A 15,128-nucleotide genomic window follows, 5' to 3' on the forward strand; every position below is an offset into this window, starting at 1 on the left:
CGCATACTGATCGGATATTCCCGATCTATGAATCAGGACTCGGCAATTTCCGCGCTCGCGGCTCTGGCGCACCCAACCCGGCTCAACGCTTTCCGCTTGCTTTTCTGCCACGAGCCGGACGGTTTGCCGACTGGTGCGCTGGTCGAGGCAAGTGGGCTCACACAAAGCACCTTCTCAACTCACCTCGCTGTGCTCGCCAAAGCCGAGCTGGTGATTGCCGAGCGACAGGGCCGGCAACAGATCCAACGCGCCAACATCGACACGCTCCGTGCTCTTATGACCTTCCTGGCGAAGGACTGCTGCGAGGGCCGTCCCGAACTATGCGAGCCTTTGCTTGCCGACCTCGCCTGCTGCTGAAGGACCGGCCGTGACCGACATCGTAATCTACCACAATCCGGCATGCGGCACGTCGCGGAACGTGCTCGAGTTGATCCGCAACAGCGGCGTCGAGCCGCACGTGATCGAGTACCTGAAGACGCCACCGTCGCGCGCGTTGCTCGTCGAGATGATCGACCGCGCCAGTATGGCGCCTCGAGCGCTGCTCCGCGAGAAAGGCACGCCCTACGCCGAACTTTGCCTCGACGACCAGTCCCTGACCGACGCGGCGCTGATTGACGCGATGATGGAGCACCCAATCCTCATCAACCGGCCGCTTGTCGTGACGCCGCTCGGCGTGAAGCTCTGCCGGCCGTCCGAGGCGGTACTTGACATTCTGCCCGACGCGCAGCGCGGTGCCTTCGCCAAGGAGGACGGCGAGCTGGTCGTCGACGCGGCGGGCCATCGCGTCAGCAAGACGTGATCCGCCGCGCCTTTCTATCCGAGGCGCTCGGCAGCCTCATCCTCTTCGCGACGGTCATCGGTTCCGGCATCATGGCCGAGCGGCTGGCCAGCGGGAATGTTGCTGTCGCACTCCTCGGCAATACACTCGCGACAGGCGCGATCCTCTTCGTGCTGATCACCATGCTCGGCCCGGTCTCTGGTGCACACCTCAACCCGGTCGTCACGCTCGTGATGCGCCTGCGCGGCCACGTCAGCACTAAGGTGGGTATCGGCTACGCCATCGCCCAGCTGGTCGGCGGCATTCTCGGCGTCTGGCTCGCCCACCTGATGTTCGACGTTCCGATGCTGCAGCTTTCGCACAAGATTCGCACCGGGCCCGGCCAATGGACCGGCGAGGCGGTCGCCACCTTCGGTCTCATCATGACGATCCTCGGCACGGCGAAGATGCGGCCGGAGAGCCTTCCGGCTAGCGTAGCGCTCTACATCACGGCTGCCTACTGGTTCACGTCGTCGACCAGCTTCGCCAACCCCGCGATCACCATCGCACGGTCGCTAAGCGGCAGCTTCGCCGGCATCGCCCCCGCGTGCGTGCCGGGCTTCATCGTGGTGCAGATCGTGGGTGCCTTGGCGGGTCACTTCGCAACCGATCTGCTGTTCACTGAAAAACTGAAGGCCACCATATGAGCCGCGTCCGCGTCCTGTCCGATCCCGACCATCTGCCTGCCCTCGACCGATCGTTCGTCATCGACCGGCCGGGGGGCGGACTTGGGCTCGACCGGCCGCCGCCACGTATCCTGCTGCTCTACGGCTCGCTGCGCGAGCGGTCCTTCTCAAGGCTCTGCGTCGAGGAGGCCGCCCGCCTGCTGCAGCTGTTCGGCGCCGAGACGCGAATCTTTGACCCATCCGATCTACCGCTGCCCGACCAAGCGGCAGGCGACGATCATCCCGCCGTCCACGATCTGCGCGAGCTGTCGATGTGGAGTGAGGGGCACGTATGGTGCAGCCCCGAGCGCCATGGCCAGATCACGGGCGTGATGAAGACCCAGATCGACCACTTGCCGCTGTCGATGGGCGGCATGCGCCCCACGCAGGGCCGCACGCTTGCCGTTATGCAGGTTTCGGCCGGATCGCAGTCCTTCAACAGCGTCAACACGCTGCGCCTGCTCGGCCGCTGGATGAGGATGTTCACGATCCCGAACCAGAGCTCGGTCGCCATGGCCTATAAGGAGTTCGGCGATGACGGTCGGATGCGGCCGTCCAGCTATTACGACCGGATCGTCGACGTAATGGAGGAGCTCGTGCGGATGACCATGCTGATGCGCCCGCACGTCGCCCAGCTCGTCGACCGCTATTCCGAGCGCAAGGAGGGCGGCATGCCGGTCGCGCGCGAGGACCATTCGGCGGTCGCCATCGGACGGTAGATTCTCGCTTTGGATTAACAGATCACGGGAATGGTGGCGCGTCCCTCAAACGGCACCAAATGGTCGAGCGCTGCCCAGCTTCTCAGCGCCAACGTCGGTCATTCCCGAGTTTGGGGCGCGTTCCTTATGGCTACCGGTCCGATCTGGTCGGTTCGGTCGCCGCATCACCCATAAATACGAAAGGTGTGGGCTGAGATATGGGTGGCGGCTATTCCGCCGAGCGCGCCACGCGTCACCAGCCAGACCGCGTTGGATGCGACGCTCAGCCCGATCCCGATAGCAGCAGCGAGAAAAGGCAGCCCCTGAATGAGCGGCAGCGTGATGCCAAGCAGCCGACCACCGGCCCCGCCGCTCCGATCGAGCGTGATCATCCCTTGGGCGACCATCGCGAAAACAAGAGGCACGAGCGTCATCCGGAGCGCGTTCAGCCACAATGTCCCGAGCGGCAGGATCAGTTGAAACATATCGGCCAGAAGCGGGCGGTTGGCGGCGCGGATGACGATACCCGTAGCGACCTCGGCGCCAATGCGATGAGCGCAGCCGAGCCTTGTTTCATGGGCATTTCCCATCACCCGTACTTACTGGCGGCAGGATCAATTCGGCCGGCACGTTCATCAAATCCGTCCCCAGGGCCACGACGAGACCAGCGGCGACCTCATGCCACCATGGGAAAAATTCGAGAAAGACCGCTGCGGTCTCGCCCGCAGCGATCAAGGCCCCGCCAGTCAGCAAAGCGGGATGGACCCGGCCGTGGTGCCATACATCCCAGCCCATCATCGCGAGTAACATCGCGGCGTTGCCCCAGAAGAAGTGCAGCCACCAGCCGAAGGCGCCATGTGGGTGAATCGGACTGAAGAACCCCCATGCTCGCGATGTCCCGGGATCTAGGAAGCATATGGTAAGCAGAATCATCAGACGTTTGTGCGCGGCGAGGTCCCGGTGCATCCGCGTGGCCAACAAAGCAGGAGTGAGAAGACCAACAGAGATTGAAATTCAAGCCCCAGGAATTGCGGTTCATAGTGTGTTGCCGCTGCGGATCGGGACATGTCGGCCATCGCCGCCAATAGTCCCAGCGGAATGAGTGCCGCAGACAGTCCCACGAACCACCAACCGAGCCTGCGACGCAGCGACGGATTGTCCAACTCGATCAGCGCGATCTGCAGGGTCACGCAGATCAGCCAGGCGAAATAGAGCATTGCATGCAGGTGGCGCAGGAGCGGGGGTGCGTCTCTGTCTCGAACCGAGCGAGATCGGGTACGAAGCCCGCCAACATCCCCGCCCAGACCAAGGCGATCCAGACGATGTAGATGCGGCGATCCCGTGTGGCAGCAAAGGCCTTACCGTTCGGCGTTCGCATGAAGTCCATGGCGGCGTCACCGAATATTTCTAGACGAATCACGCCATTTCCAGACATCGTCTTCATACGGCCAGCTTGTGCTGCCCAAGCGTTACCCGCCGCGATTGCCAGCGCGTCTGGCAGACCGGCCCCACCACGAATATCCAGCTTATGATCCCGACGACCGATATGATACCGGCAAGGATGAAAGCGCCGGCGAACGAGCCGGTGCGATCCGCGACAATCCCGGTCACGATCGGCGCGGTGATCCCTGAGAAATTGCCGATCATGTTCTGGATACCCATCCAGCGTCCCCCGGCGCGGGGCCCGGCGAGCGTCTGTCCGATCGAAAAGACCATCGGTCCGGTGAAGCCGTTGCCAACGCCGGCGAGGACGAGCAGCAAGGCTGATTGCGCAGGAGCGATGCTGATCAGGCTAAGGCAACTGCCGGTCAGCGTCAGCCCAAAAACCAGGAACGACTTGCGCACGACCGTGGGCGCGAAGCCCCGCGTTACCAAAAGATCGCTGGCGAGCCCCGTGCAACCGGCAGTGACCGACTGGCTTATGTAGAGTGTCCCACCGATGGCGGTCATCTGCGCGATCGAGAAATGCGCGGATTTCACGAGATAGAGCGGAAGCCAGGTCAGGACGAGATAGAATTGGTAGGAATAGCAGAATTGCCCGAGCGAAGCACCCCAGAGCCCGCGCGTCCCCAGGATTTCGCGGTAATTGGCAGGGTCCGGATGCGGCTCTGCGCAATAGCGCAGCAGGCTGCGGCTCATGGCAAGCCACGGCAGTACCCATATCAGACTGACGCCGCCGAGGACCCAGAAAACCGCGCGCCACCCGAGACTGGCGAGGATCACGCCACCCGCCAGAGTGCCGATGAACGGCCCGATATACGAGCCTACTGCCATCATCCCGTTGGCCCGACCGCGCTGGGCTTCGGGCGCTCGTGAGTAGATGCAGGCGTTGACCGGGAAGATGACGCTCTCGCCAATGCCAAGCAGGAGGCGGAAGGTGAACAGTAGCGCGAAGCTTGTTGCGAACCCGCAGGCGATGGTCGCCACCGACCAAAGAGCAACGCCCGACGCGAGCACGGTCCGTGGCGGAAAACGCTGCGTGATCCAACCGGCGATCGGCTGAGAGAAGGCATAGCTCCAAAAAAAGGACGAAAGGAGAAGCCCCATCGCGGCATTGTCGATCCCGAAGCTTTCCTTGAGCACTGGCGCGGTGATCGAGAGGCTTCCGCGGTCGGCGTAGTTCAGCAACATCGCGCAGCCGAGCAATCCGATCAGCGCGTCCGGGATCGGCCGGACCAGACCAGACCCGCCGGGCGTCTCGCTGTCGATTGCTGGCATAGGCTCCCCCGAGTTTCTTCGATGCCACATCGACATCTTTACGCACGGGGTGGATTGCAGAGTGCTGCAACCGCAACCGGATCGGAAGCTAGGTCTCCAATGGAGGAAGCGGCAACGTAACAAATTTGACCGGATCACGGTCAAATTTGTTACCTTGTGACATCGAATTCAAAAGTTCAGCCCTGATTTCCACGAGCCGAAGCCGACTCGGTATTGCGTCACAGCAACAGGGGGTTTGCCATGCGCCTTCCCATCTTCATCGCCACCGCGGTCGCTCTCGCGACAGCTTCCATCCCGGCGTGTGCCGCCGACCCCGACGCTCCGGCCTATGAAAACGGAACAGTCTGGGATTTTACTGAAATCAAGACTGCCGACGGTCATTTCGATGATTACATGCAGTGGCTGTCGACCCAGTGGAAAACGCAGGAGGAAGCGCTGCAAAAGGCCGGTGTGATCAAGAGCTACAAGGTCCTACTCGTGACCGATCCGCGGGAAGGCGAAGGCGATGTCATGCTTGCGATCGAATATCCCAACATGGCTGTGTTCGATCATTCGGTCGCGGAGCAATATGCACTTCAAAAGAAGATCTTCGGCTCTCTCGCCCAAGCCTCGCAGCAGCAGGCGGCGCGCGGTGCGATCCGCACCATCAAGGCGGACTTCATGATGCGCGAAGCGATCCTGAAGTAGCGGTGCAAACGAACGAGATGACGCGTCAGGTGCCTTGATGCAAACTCAATAACGGCCGATTCGGTCGTTTCGTAAGACTAACAATTTCGATGGAATGCTCCCCCATGCTATCTTGCGACCCTGGGTCGCAGATGCTGGGGGGCTTTGCGATGGAAGTCGTCTTTTCGTTCGACCCGAAGAAATTGCCGCCGCGCTGGATCGCGGTCGCCGCGCACCCTCAGTTCGCTACCGCCGCCCGACGGCTTGCCGTGAACATGCTGGCGCTGAGCGACCAGGACGATCGCCTCGGCGCGGTGTTCAAGGATGCCGGTCACTATGTCGCGGCGATATCGGCTGCTTATCTCGATGCCACCGGCGGTCTCACTATTCCAATGCTGAAACAGATCTGCGCGGGGTTCGGCTTCATGAGCCCCAATCGGGCCCGCGCAATCGTCGATTTCCTGCTGCACATCGACTATCTTGAGCCTCCCCTTCAAGGCCCCGACAAAGCGGCAAAGCAAATCCGGCGGAACAGCCTGCCATTGATCCGCGTTTTGCAGTCATAACGAGCCCGGAACAACGTTGACGGCACCGATGGCGCTCAGCCTCAGTGCCGCGTAGGGAGGATGAGCATGGCAGAGCCGATTGCCGTCACACGGGTGGTGCGGCCGCTCCATCCTTTCTTCGTAGGGCTGGGCGGGGCGCTGCTGATGGCGGCGCTGTTCACCGACTTCATGTATTCGAGCAACTCGCTCATGCAGTGGGCAAACTTCTCGGCATGGCTGATCACGGGCGGCCTGATCCTGGCGCTGGTCTCCGCCATCGTCCTGATCATCGATTTCGCGCTGGGGCGAGGCGGCCCGATCCGCTGGCTCGATTTCGGGCTGCTGGCGGTCGCTGCCGTGTTGTCGATCGTGAACGTCTTCATCCACACCCGTGACGCATGGACCTCGGTTGTGCCCAGCGGGATCACCATTTCCGCCATCGTGACGATCCTGCTGGCCGTCGCGGGGCTGCGCGGCTGGTGCGTTACCGCGACCCGCCTCGCCGGTCGGGGAGAAATCGCATGAAGGCCCGGCCGATCCGCTCCGCCTGCGTGCTCACGGTCCTCGCGATGCTCTGTGCATGCAGCGGCAAGGGCGGAGATCCTTCGAAGCAATACGGGCCGGACCCTTATCTTCCGGCGCCCGGCCAGTTTCTCCTGCCCCCGATGAGTGTGCCGAAGGCGGTCGGCTGGAAGGCGGGCGAAACACCAAGCGTACCGGCCGGGATGCATATCCAGGCCATGGCGACTGGCCTGATGCATCCGCGGATCGTCTATCCGCTGCCGAACGGAGACGTGCTCGTCGTCGAGAGCAACAGCCCCGGCACCAAGCCCTTCCGGCCCAAGGACTATATCCAAGGCAAGGTGAAGGCGCGGGCCGGCGCGGCCGACAAGGGCGGCAATCGCATCACACTGCTGCGCGACGCCAATGGCGACGGCACGCCCGAACTGCGCACGGTACTCGTCGACAACCTGCATTCGCCTTATGGCGTGGTATGGGTCGCGGGCACGCTCTACGTGGCCAATACCGATGCAATCATCACCTTTCCCTTCACGCCGGGGCAGACGAAGATCACGGTGCCGGGAACGAAGCTTACCGACCTACCGGCCGGCCCGATCGACCATCACTGGACCAAGTCGATGGTCGCAAGCCCCGATGGATCGAAGCTCTACGTGGGCGTCGGCTCCAACAGCAACATCACCGAGAACGGGATGGAGGTCGAAGAGGGCAGAGCTGCGATCTACGAGGTCGACCGGCTGACCGGCGCGAAGCGCATCTACGCGACGGGCACGCGCAACCCGACCAACCTCGCCATCCAGCCGGGAACGGGCCAGCTCTTCGCCGTGGTCAACGAACGCGACGAGATCGGGCCGGACCTGGTCCCCGACTACCTTTCATCCATCAAGGGCGGCGGCTTCTACGGGTGGCCGTACAGTTACTGGGGCCAGCACGTCGACGAACGCGTCCACCCGCAGAAACCGGAGATGGTCGCGAAGGCGATTAAGCCCGACTATGGGCTCAGCTCTCACGTGGCAGCTCTCGGCGTCACTTTCAGCCAGGGCGAGACTCTGTCTCCGCAGTTCGCCAACGGCGCGTTCGTCGGCGAGCATGGGAGTTGGGATCGGGACCCGCTGAACGGATATCAGGTGATCTTCGTGCCCTTCGTGAACGGAAAGCCGAGCGGCGCGCCGATTCCCGTGGTCACGGGTTTCCTCGCGTCCGACAAGAAGTCGGTGCGAGGGCGCCCCGTGGGCGTCGCGCTCGATCGAACCGGAGCCCTGATCATAGCCGACGACGCCGGCAACGCTGTGTGGAGGGTCAGCGCTGCCGTTGGCCACTAACGTGGCACGAGTCCGCAATCATGGGACAGCACGGTCGAAGAGAGATCGAGCGCGGGCGTGGATGTTGGACGACATCAAGCCCGTCCTGACCAAGCCCCAATCTCCAACGCCAGGTGATGACGGAGGGCTCTGGCTCGACGGAAAGGTGGCGGGATGAATTGGCTTGGCTGGTTGCAGCGCTGGGGCATCCCGATCCCGCATTCACCGGACCTGGGCTCGATTGTTCTCGCCATCGTGACCGTTGTCGGTGCTTATTGGTTGGGCTGGCTGGCCGGCACGCGCATCGGGCCGCGCATCGCCGCCTTGTCGCGTCGCTGGATGGGGCGCAGCGACGATTTCGGTGAGAAACTCGCGGCGGCGCTGAGCCAGTTCGGAAGCGTCAGCCTGATCCTCCTCATCGCCGGCAATTCCGCTCGGCTCAGCCCGCTTGGGTTGATGATCGTAGCAGTCGGGCTCGGTGTTTCGCTCGGGGTGCTGGCCTATCGGCTGGCCAAAGCGCTGAGCCTCGGAACCGGGGCGGCCGCAATCATCGCGACGGTCTGCCTGGTGGCGACGACGGCCGGCACGCTGGGCGGCATGCAGCCATTGATCGCAGGCCTCAACGGGATCGGCCTGACGGTCGGCAAAAACCGCATCTCACTCCTCGGCGTCGTCAATTTCGTCGTCGTTGCGGTGATCCTCTATGCGATCGCGCGGATCGCAAACCGCGTGCTGATGCACTCGATCGGGCGGATGCACGCGCTCGACGTCTCGCAACGCGCGTTGATCCAGAAGCTGGCGAGTATCGCGGTGATTGCCGTCGCGATCCTGTTTGGCGTCGACCTGCTCGGCATTGACCTGACGGCGCTTACGGTTTTCTCTGGCGCAGCAGGACTCGCCATCGGCTTTGGTCTGCAGACCACCTTCGGCAACCTGATCGCCGGGTTGATCCTCCTGATGGACCGATCGGTGAAGCCGGGCGATGTGATCGCGGTCGGCGACACGTTCGGGCAGGTGACGAGGATCGGTGTGCGAGCCGTCTCCGTCGTCACCCGCGACGGCAAGGAACATATCCTCCCCAACCAGAAATTGATGACGGATCCGGTCGAGAACTGGTCCTTCTCCAGCCGCAACGTGCGGGTCCACATCAAGGTCGGGGTCGGCTACGACAGCGACCTGAAGCTTGCCCAGAAACTGATGATCGAAGCGGCGATGGCGTCGCCACGGGCACTGTCCGATCCCAAGCCGAGCGTCTGGCTGACAGCCTTCGGAGACTCATCGGTCGATCACGAGATCCTGGTTTGGATCAGCGATCCGGAGGCGGGGGTCGGCAACGTCCGGTCCGACGTCCTCAATCGCCTCTGGTTTGCGTTCAAGGAGAATGGGATCGAAATCCCCTATCCCCAGCGCGAGGTCCATATCCGCGCCGCACCGGGGCCAACGATCAAAGTGGAAAATTGAGATCTGGCGCTCAGAGGCACTTAGGCTCGGACATTCAACGATCGCAAGCAGCGCATTCCCTGTCAGATGTGATATCTTGTCCGCACAACGAGGGAGAGGACAGGTGGAGACAGGCATTCAATTGCCATATCGCTGCGGGTTTGATCTCGCGAAAATGGAGCATAAGCGGCACTACGCCACCAATCAGACCGCGATCGCCGCACTCGAACTGGTAACTGCCAGGTCGCAGGTCCTGATCCGCAAATACGGGTCGGAATTCGCCGAGGATATGCGCAAGGAACTCAAGGCACGGGCCGCGATGCTCGATCGCGGGGATATTGAGACAACCTGCACCGGGGCGATCGTTCAGCAAATGGCCGGATGATCGATCTGGAGTCAGTCCCACTAGTATCTCGTTGGCACGACGAACTTCGATGGAAGGATGTCATGGGAGCGCGCAAATTCACCCGCATTGATCGCCTTCGTACGGAGTTGGGCTTGGCAGGCTCACGCGATGCAAGAGTGAAAATGATCCCTGCACTGAAGCCGCGATCAAGGTCTGGACCGATAGATGGCTCCGATCGATCAGGTATCAGAGTCCAGGCAGCTGCTCCAAAATGGTCTCGCGAACACAAGGATCAACACAGCAGCCGTACATAAAGGCGCCCATTTATCGTAATTCGGCTCCTGCTACTGAGATCCTGAAACCTGTCGTTGGTTCATGAGCGTGGCAGCGCTGCTTCGAACGACCGCTCATGGGAGATAGCGCTCGGGCAGCTTCCGGGAATGAACCTCGGATAGCTGTCGGACCGCATTCGTGATCGCGGCCTAAGGGTTCTCGCCCAATTGACGATATGGCGCTGAAGGAACCGGTCGTAGCCGTCGAACAATCGGGCGCACCTATGCTGACCATGCAGGCGCTCGCTCACCGTCTGAAGGTCCGTGACGCAGGGCGTGCCCCCTATGAGCTACGCAGGCCCGTTATGACCGCCCGAACATGATCCGCCTGCGCCTGCGTCAACGTCTCGATCGTCAGGCCGCTCGTGAGCATTTCTTCGATCAGGTCGATATGCAGCCCGGCGAGCAGTGTATGCGCGGCATGGACGCAGCGCGCTGAGGAGGCGTCCGGCGCCGCTTGACCGATCGCCTCGCACAGAACCGCATGCATCCATTGATACCGAGGCGACTGGAGCAGACCGGGGGAGATTTCCCGTGCACGGATCAGATGGCGATGGCCGAGCTTGAACCGGAGAAGCGCGTCGAGGAAGGTGATCGCCCGTTCCAGCGGATCGGATTGGCGACGGACCAGCCCGGCTTCCGCCTCGACCGCCTCCACCACGGGCGCAAGTTTGAGGGCCCACAACGCGTCGAGCAGCCCGTCGCGATTGCCGAAAGCGCGGAACAGCGTGGCTTTGCCGACACCCGCCGAAGCGGCGATCGAGTCCATCGTGATCCGTGCAGGCGCATCGGCTTTCGCAAACAGATCATCGGCCGCTGCGAGCAATTCATGCGGCGGACTCACGGGCCGGCCACGACGCACATTCCCTATTTCGGACTCGTGGTCCGTTATGCTATCTGGCGGCGGACTCATGGTCCGAAAGTTATAGCAGGAGCTGCACATGTCGCCAACCAACTCCCTACCCGACTGGCTGGATCACGCTCTGGAGGCGCTGCAAGCCGGCGATATCAAGGCCTACACGGCGATCTACGCGGAGGACGCCGTCCACGAATTTCCCGTTGCCGCGGCCGGTGGCCCGCGGAGGCTCGAGGGGCGCGACCAGATTGCCGCCTATATGAGTCGGCTTCCCGAGATGATCCGCTTCGGATCGATCGACGACATCCGGGTGCGCGAAGCCGGCGACGAACTGATCGTCGAGGCAAGCGGGCACCATCATCGCCTCTCCGACGACACGTCGCTGGACATTGCGTATATCTGGTTCATCACCCACCGGGGCGGAATGATAACGCATTTTCGGGACTACATGGCGCCACCACCAGCCTCGGAATGATTGGTATGGAAGGGGGGCATTTTGCGGGACGCCATCGCCGTCTCGTTTCTCGGTCGGTTCGCAACGCTCGCTAACGGCAGCTACCGCAAATGCCTTTTGGAGACCTGCCAGGCCGATATCCACCCAGTCCGCGGCGTTCAACGCGGTGGACGGCTTAAGGGGGTCGCGCGGGTAGCTGCCGGTCGGGTATTGGGATCGCCGTTCGAAAGCGGGAACGGCGATATCTGCTCGGGTGCGGTCAGCACCGCAGTCTGAACCGGAACGACCGCTATATGAGAGCGGATCGCCAAGAACGGCCTGGAAGCAATCCACCATGCCGAGCCGATCGCGGCCGTGGTGGGTCTGTCGGATCGCTGCACAGCCGATGGACCGCTCACGGACGGCAGAGCGGCCGGGCCTTTACCGCCCCATTTGCCGCCATCTGCTGACGAACCCGGCTGACCCAAAATCTGCCACTCGTTAGATTGAGGAGTCGAAGGGCCAGATCAGCGCGCGCCAGTGCAGTCTGCGAACGTACTTGCGTTGCTCCCAAGACTGGTCGAAGCTCCGCCGTGGGGAATTTCAAAAGGGGGAGTGAGCGCCTTGTTGCGTAGCGCTTTAGCGGCCACCGGTCTGATAGGCGCGCTCTGGTCATCGTGTGTGATCGCTAGGTCTCCGGCGCCTACCGGCTCACAGGCTGTTGTATACAAAGCAGCCCCCACCTGGGTCGTGCCGCCGCCGGTTGGGGACGATGCCACGCCGTCGTCCGACGCACCGTTCAAGTTTGTTTACTTAGACAATCAGGTTCGCGTTGCACGAGATGGCACTGAGGAAATCTATACAGCCTATCGTATCAAGATCCTCAAACCTGAGGGCCTTCCGGCCGGCAACATCACGGCCGTATGGCAGCCGGGAAGCGGATCCCTGACCGTGCATTCGCTACAGTTGATGCACGACGGAGAGACAACCAACGTGCTGGCCACGGCCAAATTCACGGTGCTACAGCGCGAAGTGCAACTCGAACAGTCGATGCTGGACGGTCAGCGTACCGCAACGCTTCAGGTGCCGGGGCTGCAGGTCGGCGATGAGATTGCGTTTGCTGTTACCGTCACCAGTCGCGAGCCAATCTTCGGTGGCAAGGTTGCCGGCCTGATGGCGCTGCCCGTGCTTGGTTCCCCAGGTGTTTTCCGCAACCGCCTTATCTGGCCCGTTGATGGCGCGATAAGGCTGCAGACGACCAAAGATTTGGGACCAGTACTTCCCTTGACGCAAGGTGGAGAGCGCGTCGCGGAGGTTGTGCTACGCCATCCCGACGGCGCGCTGCCGACGGATGGCGCGCCGCCTCGCAACAACATCCGGAGACTCATCGAGTTCTCCGATTTCGGAAACTGGGCCGACGTCGGCAGCAGCATGGCGCCGGCGTTCGAAAATGCTGCCGTTCTGGCCCCAGGATCGCCAATTCAAACAGAAGTGGCCGCGATCGCCGCTAGAACCCTAGACCCCTCCCAGCGCGCTCTGGCAGCGCTTGAACTGGTCGAGAGCCGTATACGCTACGTATTCATCGGGCTTAACGGCGGCAATTACATGCCCGCAGCGGCCGACGTTACATGGCAGCGGCGTTTCGGCGACTGCAAGGCGAAATCGGTACTGTTGGTCGCGATACTCCGCGCAATGGGAATCGAGGCCGAAGTCGTGCTGGTCAATTCGCAGGGCGGCGACGGATTGGATGAGCGGCTGCCCAATCCGCAGCTGTTCGATCATGCAGTTGTTCGCGCGATGATCGGCGGGAAGCCGGTCTGGCTCGACGGGACGCGCATGGGTGATCACAGCCTTCAGACCCTTCCGGTGCCTTGGCGCTGGGCCTTGCCGCTTGCTACCCCGAATGTCGGGCTGGAGCACATCGCGCCGAGCGATGTCGCCTTCCCGCAGGTTACGGGCATCTATGACATCGATGCGACTGCCGGTTTCGACAAGGATGCCAAAGTGTCGATCCGAACGATCCTGCGGGGAGACGAGGCTTTCGCTTTGGATACCAATCTGGCCGCGCTTTCCCAAGACGATCGCGACCGACAGCTGAAGGCCTATTGGCGCCAGCAAGTGGATTGGCTCACCCCCGACAATGTCACTTGGAGCTACGACAATGAGCGGATGGCCTTGAGCCTTGGCGTCACGGGGCGTGGCAATCCCGGCTGGAAGGGCGATACGAAGTCGGGGCACAACCTCACGATCATGGGCGCTGGCTTCTACGCACCGGATATCAAGCGACGTCCGGCCGACCAAGATCAACATGCCAATTGGAGCGTGATCTTTCCGCGTTTTCACTGCTGGGCGACCACGATCCACCTGCCGCCCGCAGGATCATCCTTCCGCTGGTCGCTTTATGCAGACCCGATGAATGTTCGGCTTGGAGGTGTAGCCTATTGGCGCGCATCGGGCATGAAAGGGAACATCGTGCGGACGGTGATGAGCACGCACAGTTATGAACCCGAGGCATCGCCGCAGGAGGCTGTGATCGTCAATCAGGTCATTCCGAACTTCAACAACAACATGTCGAACATCGCGGAGGAAATGCCTGGTGCCACCCTAAAAGCATCGGAGCAGCTACCGTTCGATGATGATGTGGATTGGCTCGCCACCCCCACGATTTGTTCGCCCCCGCAAATTCCCGGAGCGGGCTCTTGATTGTGCTGCCGCTTCTGCTGGCCGCAGCGGCAATAAGCGCGAGCGCAGCCGCTGTTCCGATCGAGCCCGGCAACTGGGTAAGCTCGGATGATTATCCTGCCAAAGCGATGGCCGACCGAACTCAAGGCGATGTTGCGTTCCGAGTAGAAATCGATGTGAACGGTAAACCGGATGCTTGCGGCATCCTGAACTCCTCCGGGTCTCAGGAGCTTGATGTTGCTACCTGCGACGCCGTTCTGACCAACGCCCATTTCAAACCGGCGATCGGTCAGGACAGCAAGCCAATTCGGGCATATTACTCGTCTGTCGTGCGATGGACACTTCCGGAAGATGCGATGCCTTGGGAAAGTTCCGTCGCCTTCGTCCATGTCGAGCTCAATGGGGACGGCAGTGTTATCAATTGCACCGAGGGGCCACCAAAGGTCAGCCGAATAGGCGGATGCACCGCGTTCGGTCGAGCGGCTTTGCTTTCTCAGGTTGTTGCCAGCCCCCTCGCCAAGCTGCGTTCCGTCGAGGTGCGTTTCGTACAAGATGCCTCTGGTCGGCCTGCCGTAGCCGACCCTATTCCCGCAGCCGCGCTTCGAAATATCCTCGGCCGCTGGACTCTTGTGATTAATCCAGCCGGCAAGATCGAGAGCTGTCGCAAGGAAGAGAACAATACCCCGACCAGCTTTATGTTGGATTTCTGCGATCCGAGCGGCCTCGTCAGTAGCGCTCATTATGCGCCTTTACAGAGTGGGCCATCCCGCACGCTGCATGTGACACTAGAGACGGTGACGCAGCCTCGTTGAGTTAGGACTCGTTTGAGGTTTGCATCAGCCCGATCCGGACCCATCGCTCAGTGATCGCTTGCTTACCCTTCTCTCCGAAAAGTCGCCTGACAGCTAACCACCAGGCCACGCCGTTCGCTGAACCGATGGCCATCGCGAGGGACTGGCAAAGCTGCCGGTCAGCTTTCGGGATCGCGATCTGGGGGGAGGAACGACGACAAGTGGTCGTCACCCGCAGGTCCGGTCCGGTCTTCTCGATAGCGATGGAGAGACTGCCTCCGCGTTTTTGCCTTGGCCGATCTGGCCGTAGGAGAAGAAC

General features: G+C 61.9%; 19 protein-coding genes. 13 read left to right on the top strand and 6 right to left on the bottom strand.

From position 1 onward, the window contains the following. Window positions 1–27 precede the first annotated feature (27 nt). The 4 genes from HZF05_RS07460 to arsH are packed head-to-tail and all read left to right on the top strand — an operon-like array spanning window position 28 to window position 2,201. A complete protein-coding gene (locus tag HZF05_RS07460) occupies window positions 28–357 on the top strand; it encodes an ArsR/SmtB family transcription factor (protein WP_160365550.1) in 330 nt (109 codons plus the stop codon). A 10-nt stretch (window positions 358–367) separates the two neighbouring features. Beyond that, window positions 368–799, top strand: a complete 432-nt coding sequence (arsC, locus tag HZF05_RS07465) for an arsenate reductase (glutaredoxin) (protein ID WP_160365551.1) — start codon at window positions 368–370, stop codon at window positions 797–799. After that, window positions 796–1,464 (top strand): aquaporin, encoded by a 669-nt coding sequence (locus HZF05_RS07470; protein ID WP_160365552.1) that lies wholly within the window; start codon window positions 796–798, stop codon window positions 1,462–1,464. Before arsC ends, HZF05_RS07470 begins: the two co-directional genes overlap by 4 nt. After that, complete coding sequence (gene arsH / locus HZF05_RS07475) at window positions 1,461–2,201, top strand: arsenical resistance protein ArsH (protein ID WP_160365553.1); 741 nt, start codon at window positions 1,461–1,463, stop codon at window positions 2,199–2,201. Before HZF05_RS07470 ends, arsH begins: the two co-directional genes overlap by 4 nt. A 164-nt stretch (window positions 2,202–2,365) precedes the next feature. On the opposite strand, the gene HZF05_RS07480 is transcribed toward arsH, so the two are convergent. The 5 genes from HZF05_RS07480 to HZF05_RS07500 are packed head-to-tail and all read right to left on the bottom strand — an operon-like array spanning window position 2,366 to window position 5,036. Then, window positions 2,366–2,770: a cation:dicarboxylate symporter family transporter gene (locus tag HZF05_RS07480; protein ID WP_160365554.1), complete on the bottom strand. Its 405-nt coding sequence runs from the start codon at window positions 2,768–2,770 to the stop codon at window positions 2,366–2,368. Continuing rightward, entirely contained in the window at window positions 2,754–3,146 is a 393-nt protein-coding gene (locus HZF05_RS07485; protein WP_160365555.1) for a hypothetical protein, read from the bottom strand. The genes HZF05_RS07480 and HZF05_RS07485 overlap by 17 nt, the downstream gene beginning before the upstream one ends. Beyond that, window positions 3,113–3,397 carry a hypothetical protein gene (locus tag HZF05_RS07490; RefSeq protein WP_181638820.1) on the bottom strand — a complete coding sequence of 95 codons (285 nt, stop codon included), beginning with the start codon at window positions 3,395–3,397 and terminating at the stop codon, window positions 3,113–3,115. The genes HZF05_RS07485 and HZF05_RS07490 overlap by 34 nt, the downstream gene beginning before the upstream one ends. Continuing rightward, entirely contained in the window at window positions 3,376–3,624 is a 249-nt protein-coding gene (locus HZF05_RS07495) for a hypothetical protein (protein WP_160365556.1), read from the bottom strand. Before HZF05_RS07495 ends, HZF05_RS07490 begins: the two co-directional genes overlap by 22 nt. After that, a complete protein-coding gene (locus tag HZF05_RS07500) occupies window positions 3,621–5,036 on the bottom strand; it encodes an MFS transporter (RefSeq protein ID WP_343046848.1) in 1,416 nt (471 codons plus the stop codon). Before HZF05_RS07500 ends, HZF05_RS07495 begins: the two co-directional genes overlap by 4 nt. 102 nt (window positions 5,037–5,138) lie before the next feature. On the opposite strand from HZF05_RS07500, the gene HZF05_RS07505 reads away from it, so the two are divergent. From HZF05_RS07505 to HZF05_RS07530, 6 genes are all read left to right on the top strand, one after another. Continuing rightward, window positions 5,139–5,585, top strand: a complete 447-nt coding sequence (locus HZF05_RS07505; RefSeq protein WP_160365558.1) for a hypothetical protein — start codon at window positions 5,139–5,141, stop codon at window positions 5,583–5,585. A 149-nt stretch (window positions 5,586–5,734) separates the two neighbouring features. Further along, entirely contained in the window at window positions 5,735–6,130 is a 396-nt protein-coding gene (locus HZF05_RS07510; protein ID WP_160365559.1) for a hypothetical protein, read from the top strand. Window positions 6,131–6,196: 66 nt separating this feature from the next. Continuing rightward, window positions 6,197–6,634: a DUF2231 domain-containing protein gene (locus HZF05_RS07515; RefSeq protein WP_220129758.1), complete on the top strand. Its 438-nt coding sequence runs from the start codon at window positions 6,197–6,199 to the stop codon at window positions 6,632–6,634. Next, window positions 6,631–7,950, top strand: coding sequence for a PQQ-dependent sugar dehydrogenase (locus tag HZF05_RS07520; protein ID WP_181638821.1), 1,320 nt, complete (start codon window positions 6,631–6,633; stop codon window positions 7,948–7,950). The genes HZF05_RS07515 and HZF05_RS07520 overlap by 4 nt, the downstream gene beginning before the upstream one ends. A 153-nt stretch (window positions 7,951–8,103) precedes the next feature. Continuing rightward, window positions 8,104–9,390, top strand: coding sequence for a mechanosensitive ion channel family protein (locus HZF05_RS07525; RefSeq protein ID WP_160365560.1), 1,287 nt, complete (start codon window positions 8,104–8,106; stop codon window positions 9,388–9,390). Between the two features lie 103 nt (window positions 9,391–9,493). Continuing rightward, window positions 9,494–9,754: a hypothetical protein gene (locus HZF05_RS07530; protein WP_160365561.1), complete on the top strand. Its 261-nt coding sequence runs from the start codon at window positions 9,494–9,496 to the stop codon at window positions 9,752–9,754. A gap of 576 nt (window positions 9,755–10,330) precedes the next feature. On the opposite strand, the gene HZF05_RS07535 is transcribed toward HZF05_RS07530, so the two are convergent. After that, entirely contained in the window at window positions 10,331–10,960 is a 630-nt protein-coding gene (locus HZF05_RS07535) for a TetR/AcrR family transcriptional regulator (RefSeq protein ID WP_160365562.1), read from the bottom strand. A gap of 28 nt (window positions 10,961–10,988) precedes the next feature. Between HZF05_RS07535 and HZF05_RS07540 the strand changes: the two genes are divergently transcribed. The 3 genes from HZF05_RS07540 (at window position 10,989) to HZF05_RS07550 (ending at window position 14,830) form a co-directional block, all read left to right on the top strand. Beyond that, complete coding sequence (locus HZF05_RS07540; protein ID WP_160365563.1) at window positions 10,989–11,378, top strand: nuclear transport factor 2 family protein; 390 nt, start codon at window positions 10,989–10,991, stop codon at window positions 11,376–11,378. Between the two features lie 708 nt (window positions 11,379–12,086). Beyond that, window positions 12,087–14,039, top strand: a complete 1,953-nt coding sequence (locus HZF05_RS07545; protein WP_160365564.1) for a DUF3857 domain-containing protein — start codon at window positions 12,087–12,089, stop codon at window positions 14,037–14,039. Between the two features lie 2 nt (window positions 14,040–14,041). Continuing rightward, window positions 14,042–14,830 carry an energy transducer TonB gene (locus HZF05_RS07550; protein ID WP_343046849.1) on the top strand — a complete coding sequence of 263 codons (789 nt, stop codon included), beginning with the start codon at window positions 14,042–14,044 and terminating at the stop codon, window positions 14,828–14,830. The last annotated feature ends 298 nt before the right edge of the window (window positions 14,831–15,128 follow it).

The organism is Sphingomonas chungangi (assembly GCF_013778325.1).
In the GTDB taxonomy this organism is placed as follows: domain Bacteria; phylum Pseudomonadota; class Alphaproteobacteria; order Sphingomonadales; family Sphingomonadaceae; genus Solisphingomonas; species Solisphingomonas chungangi.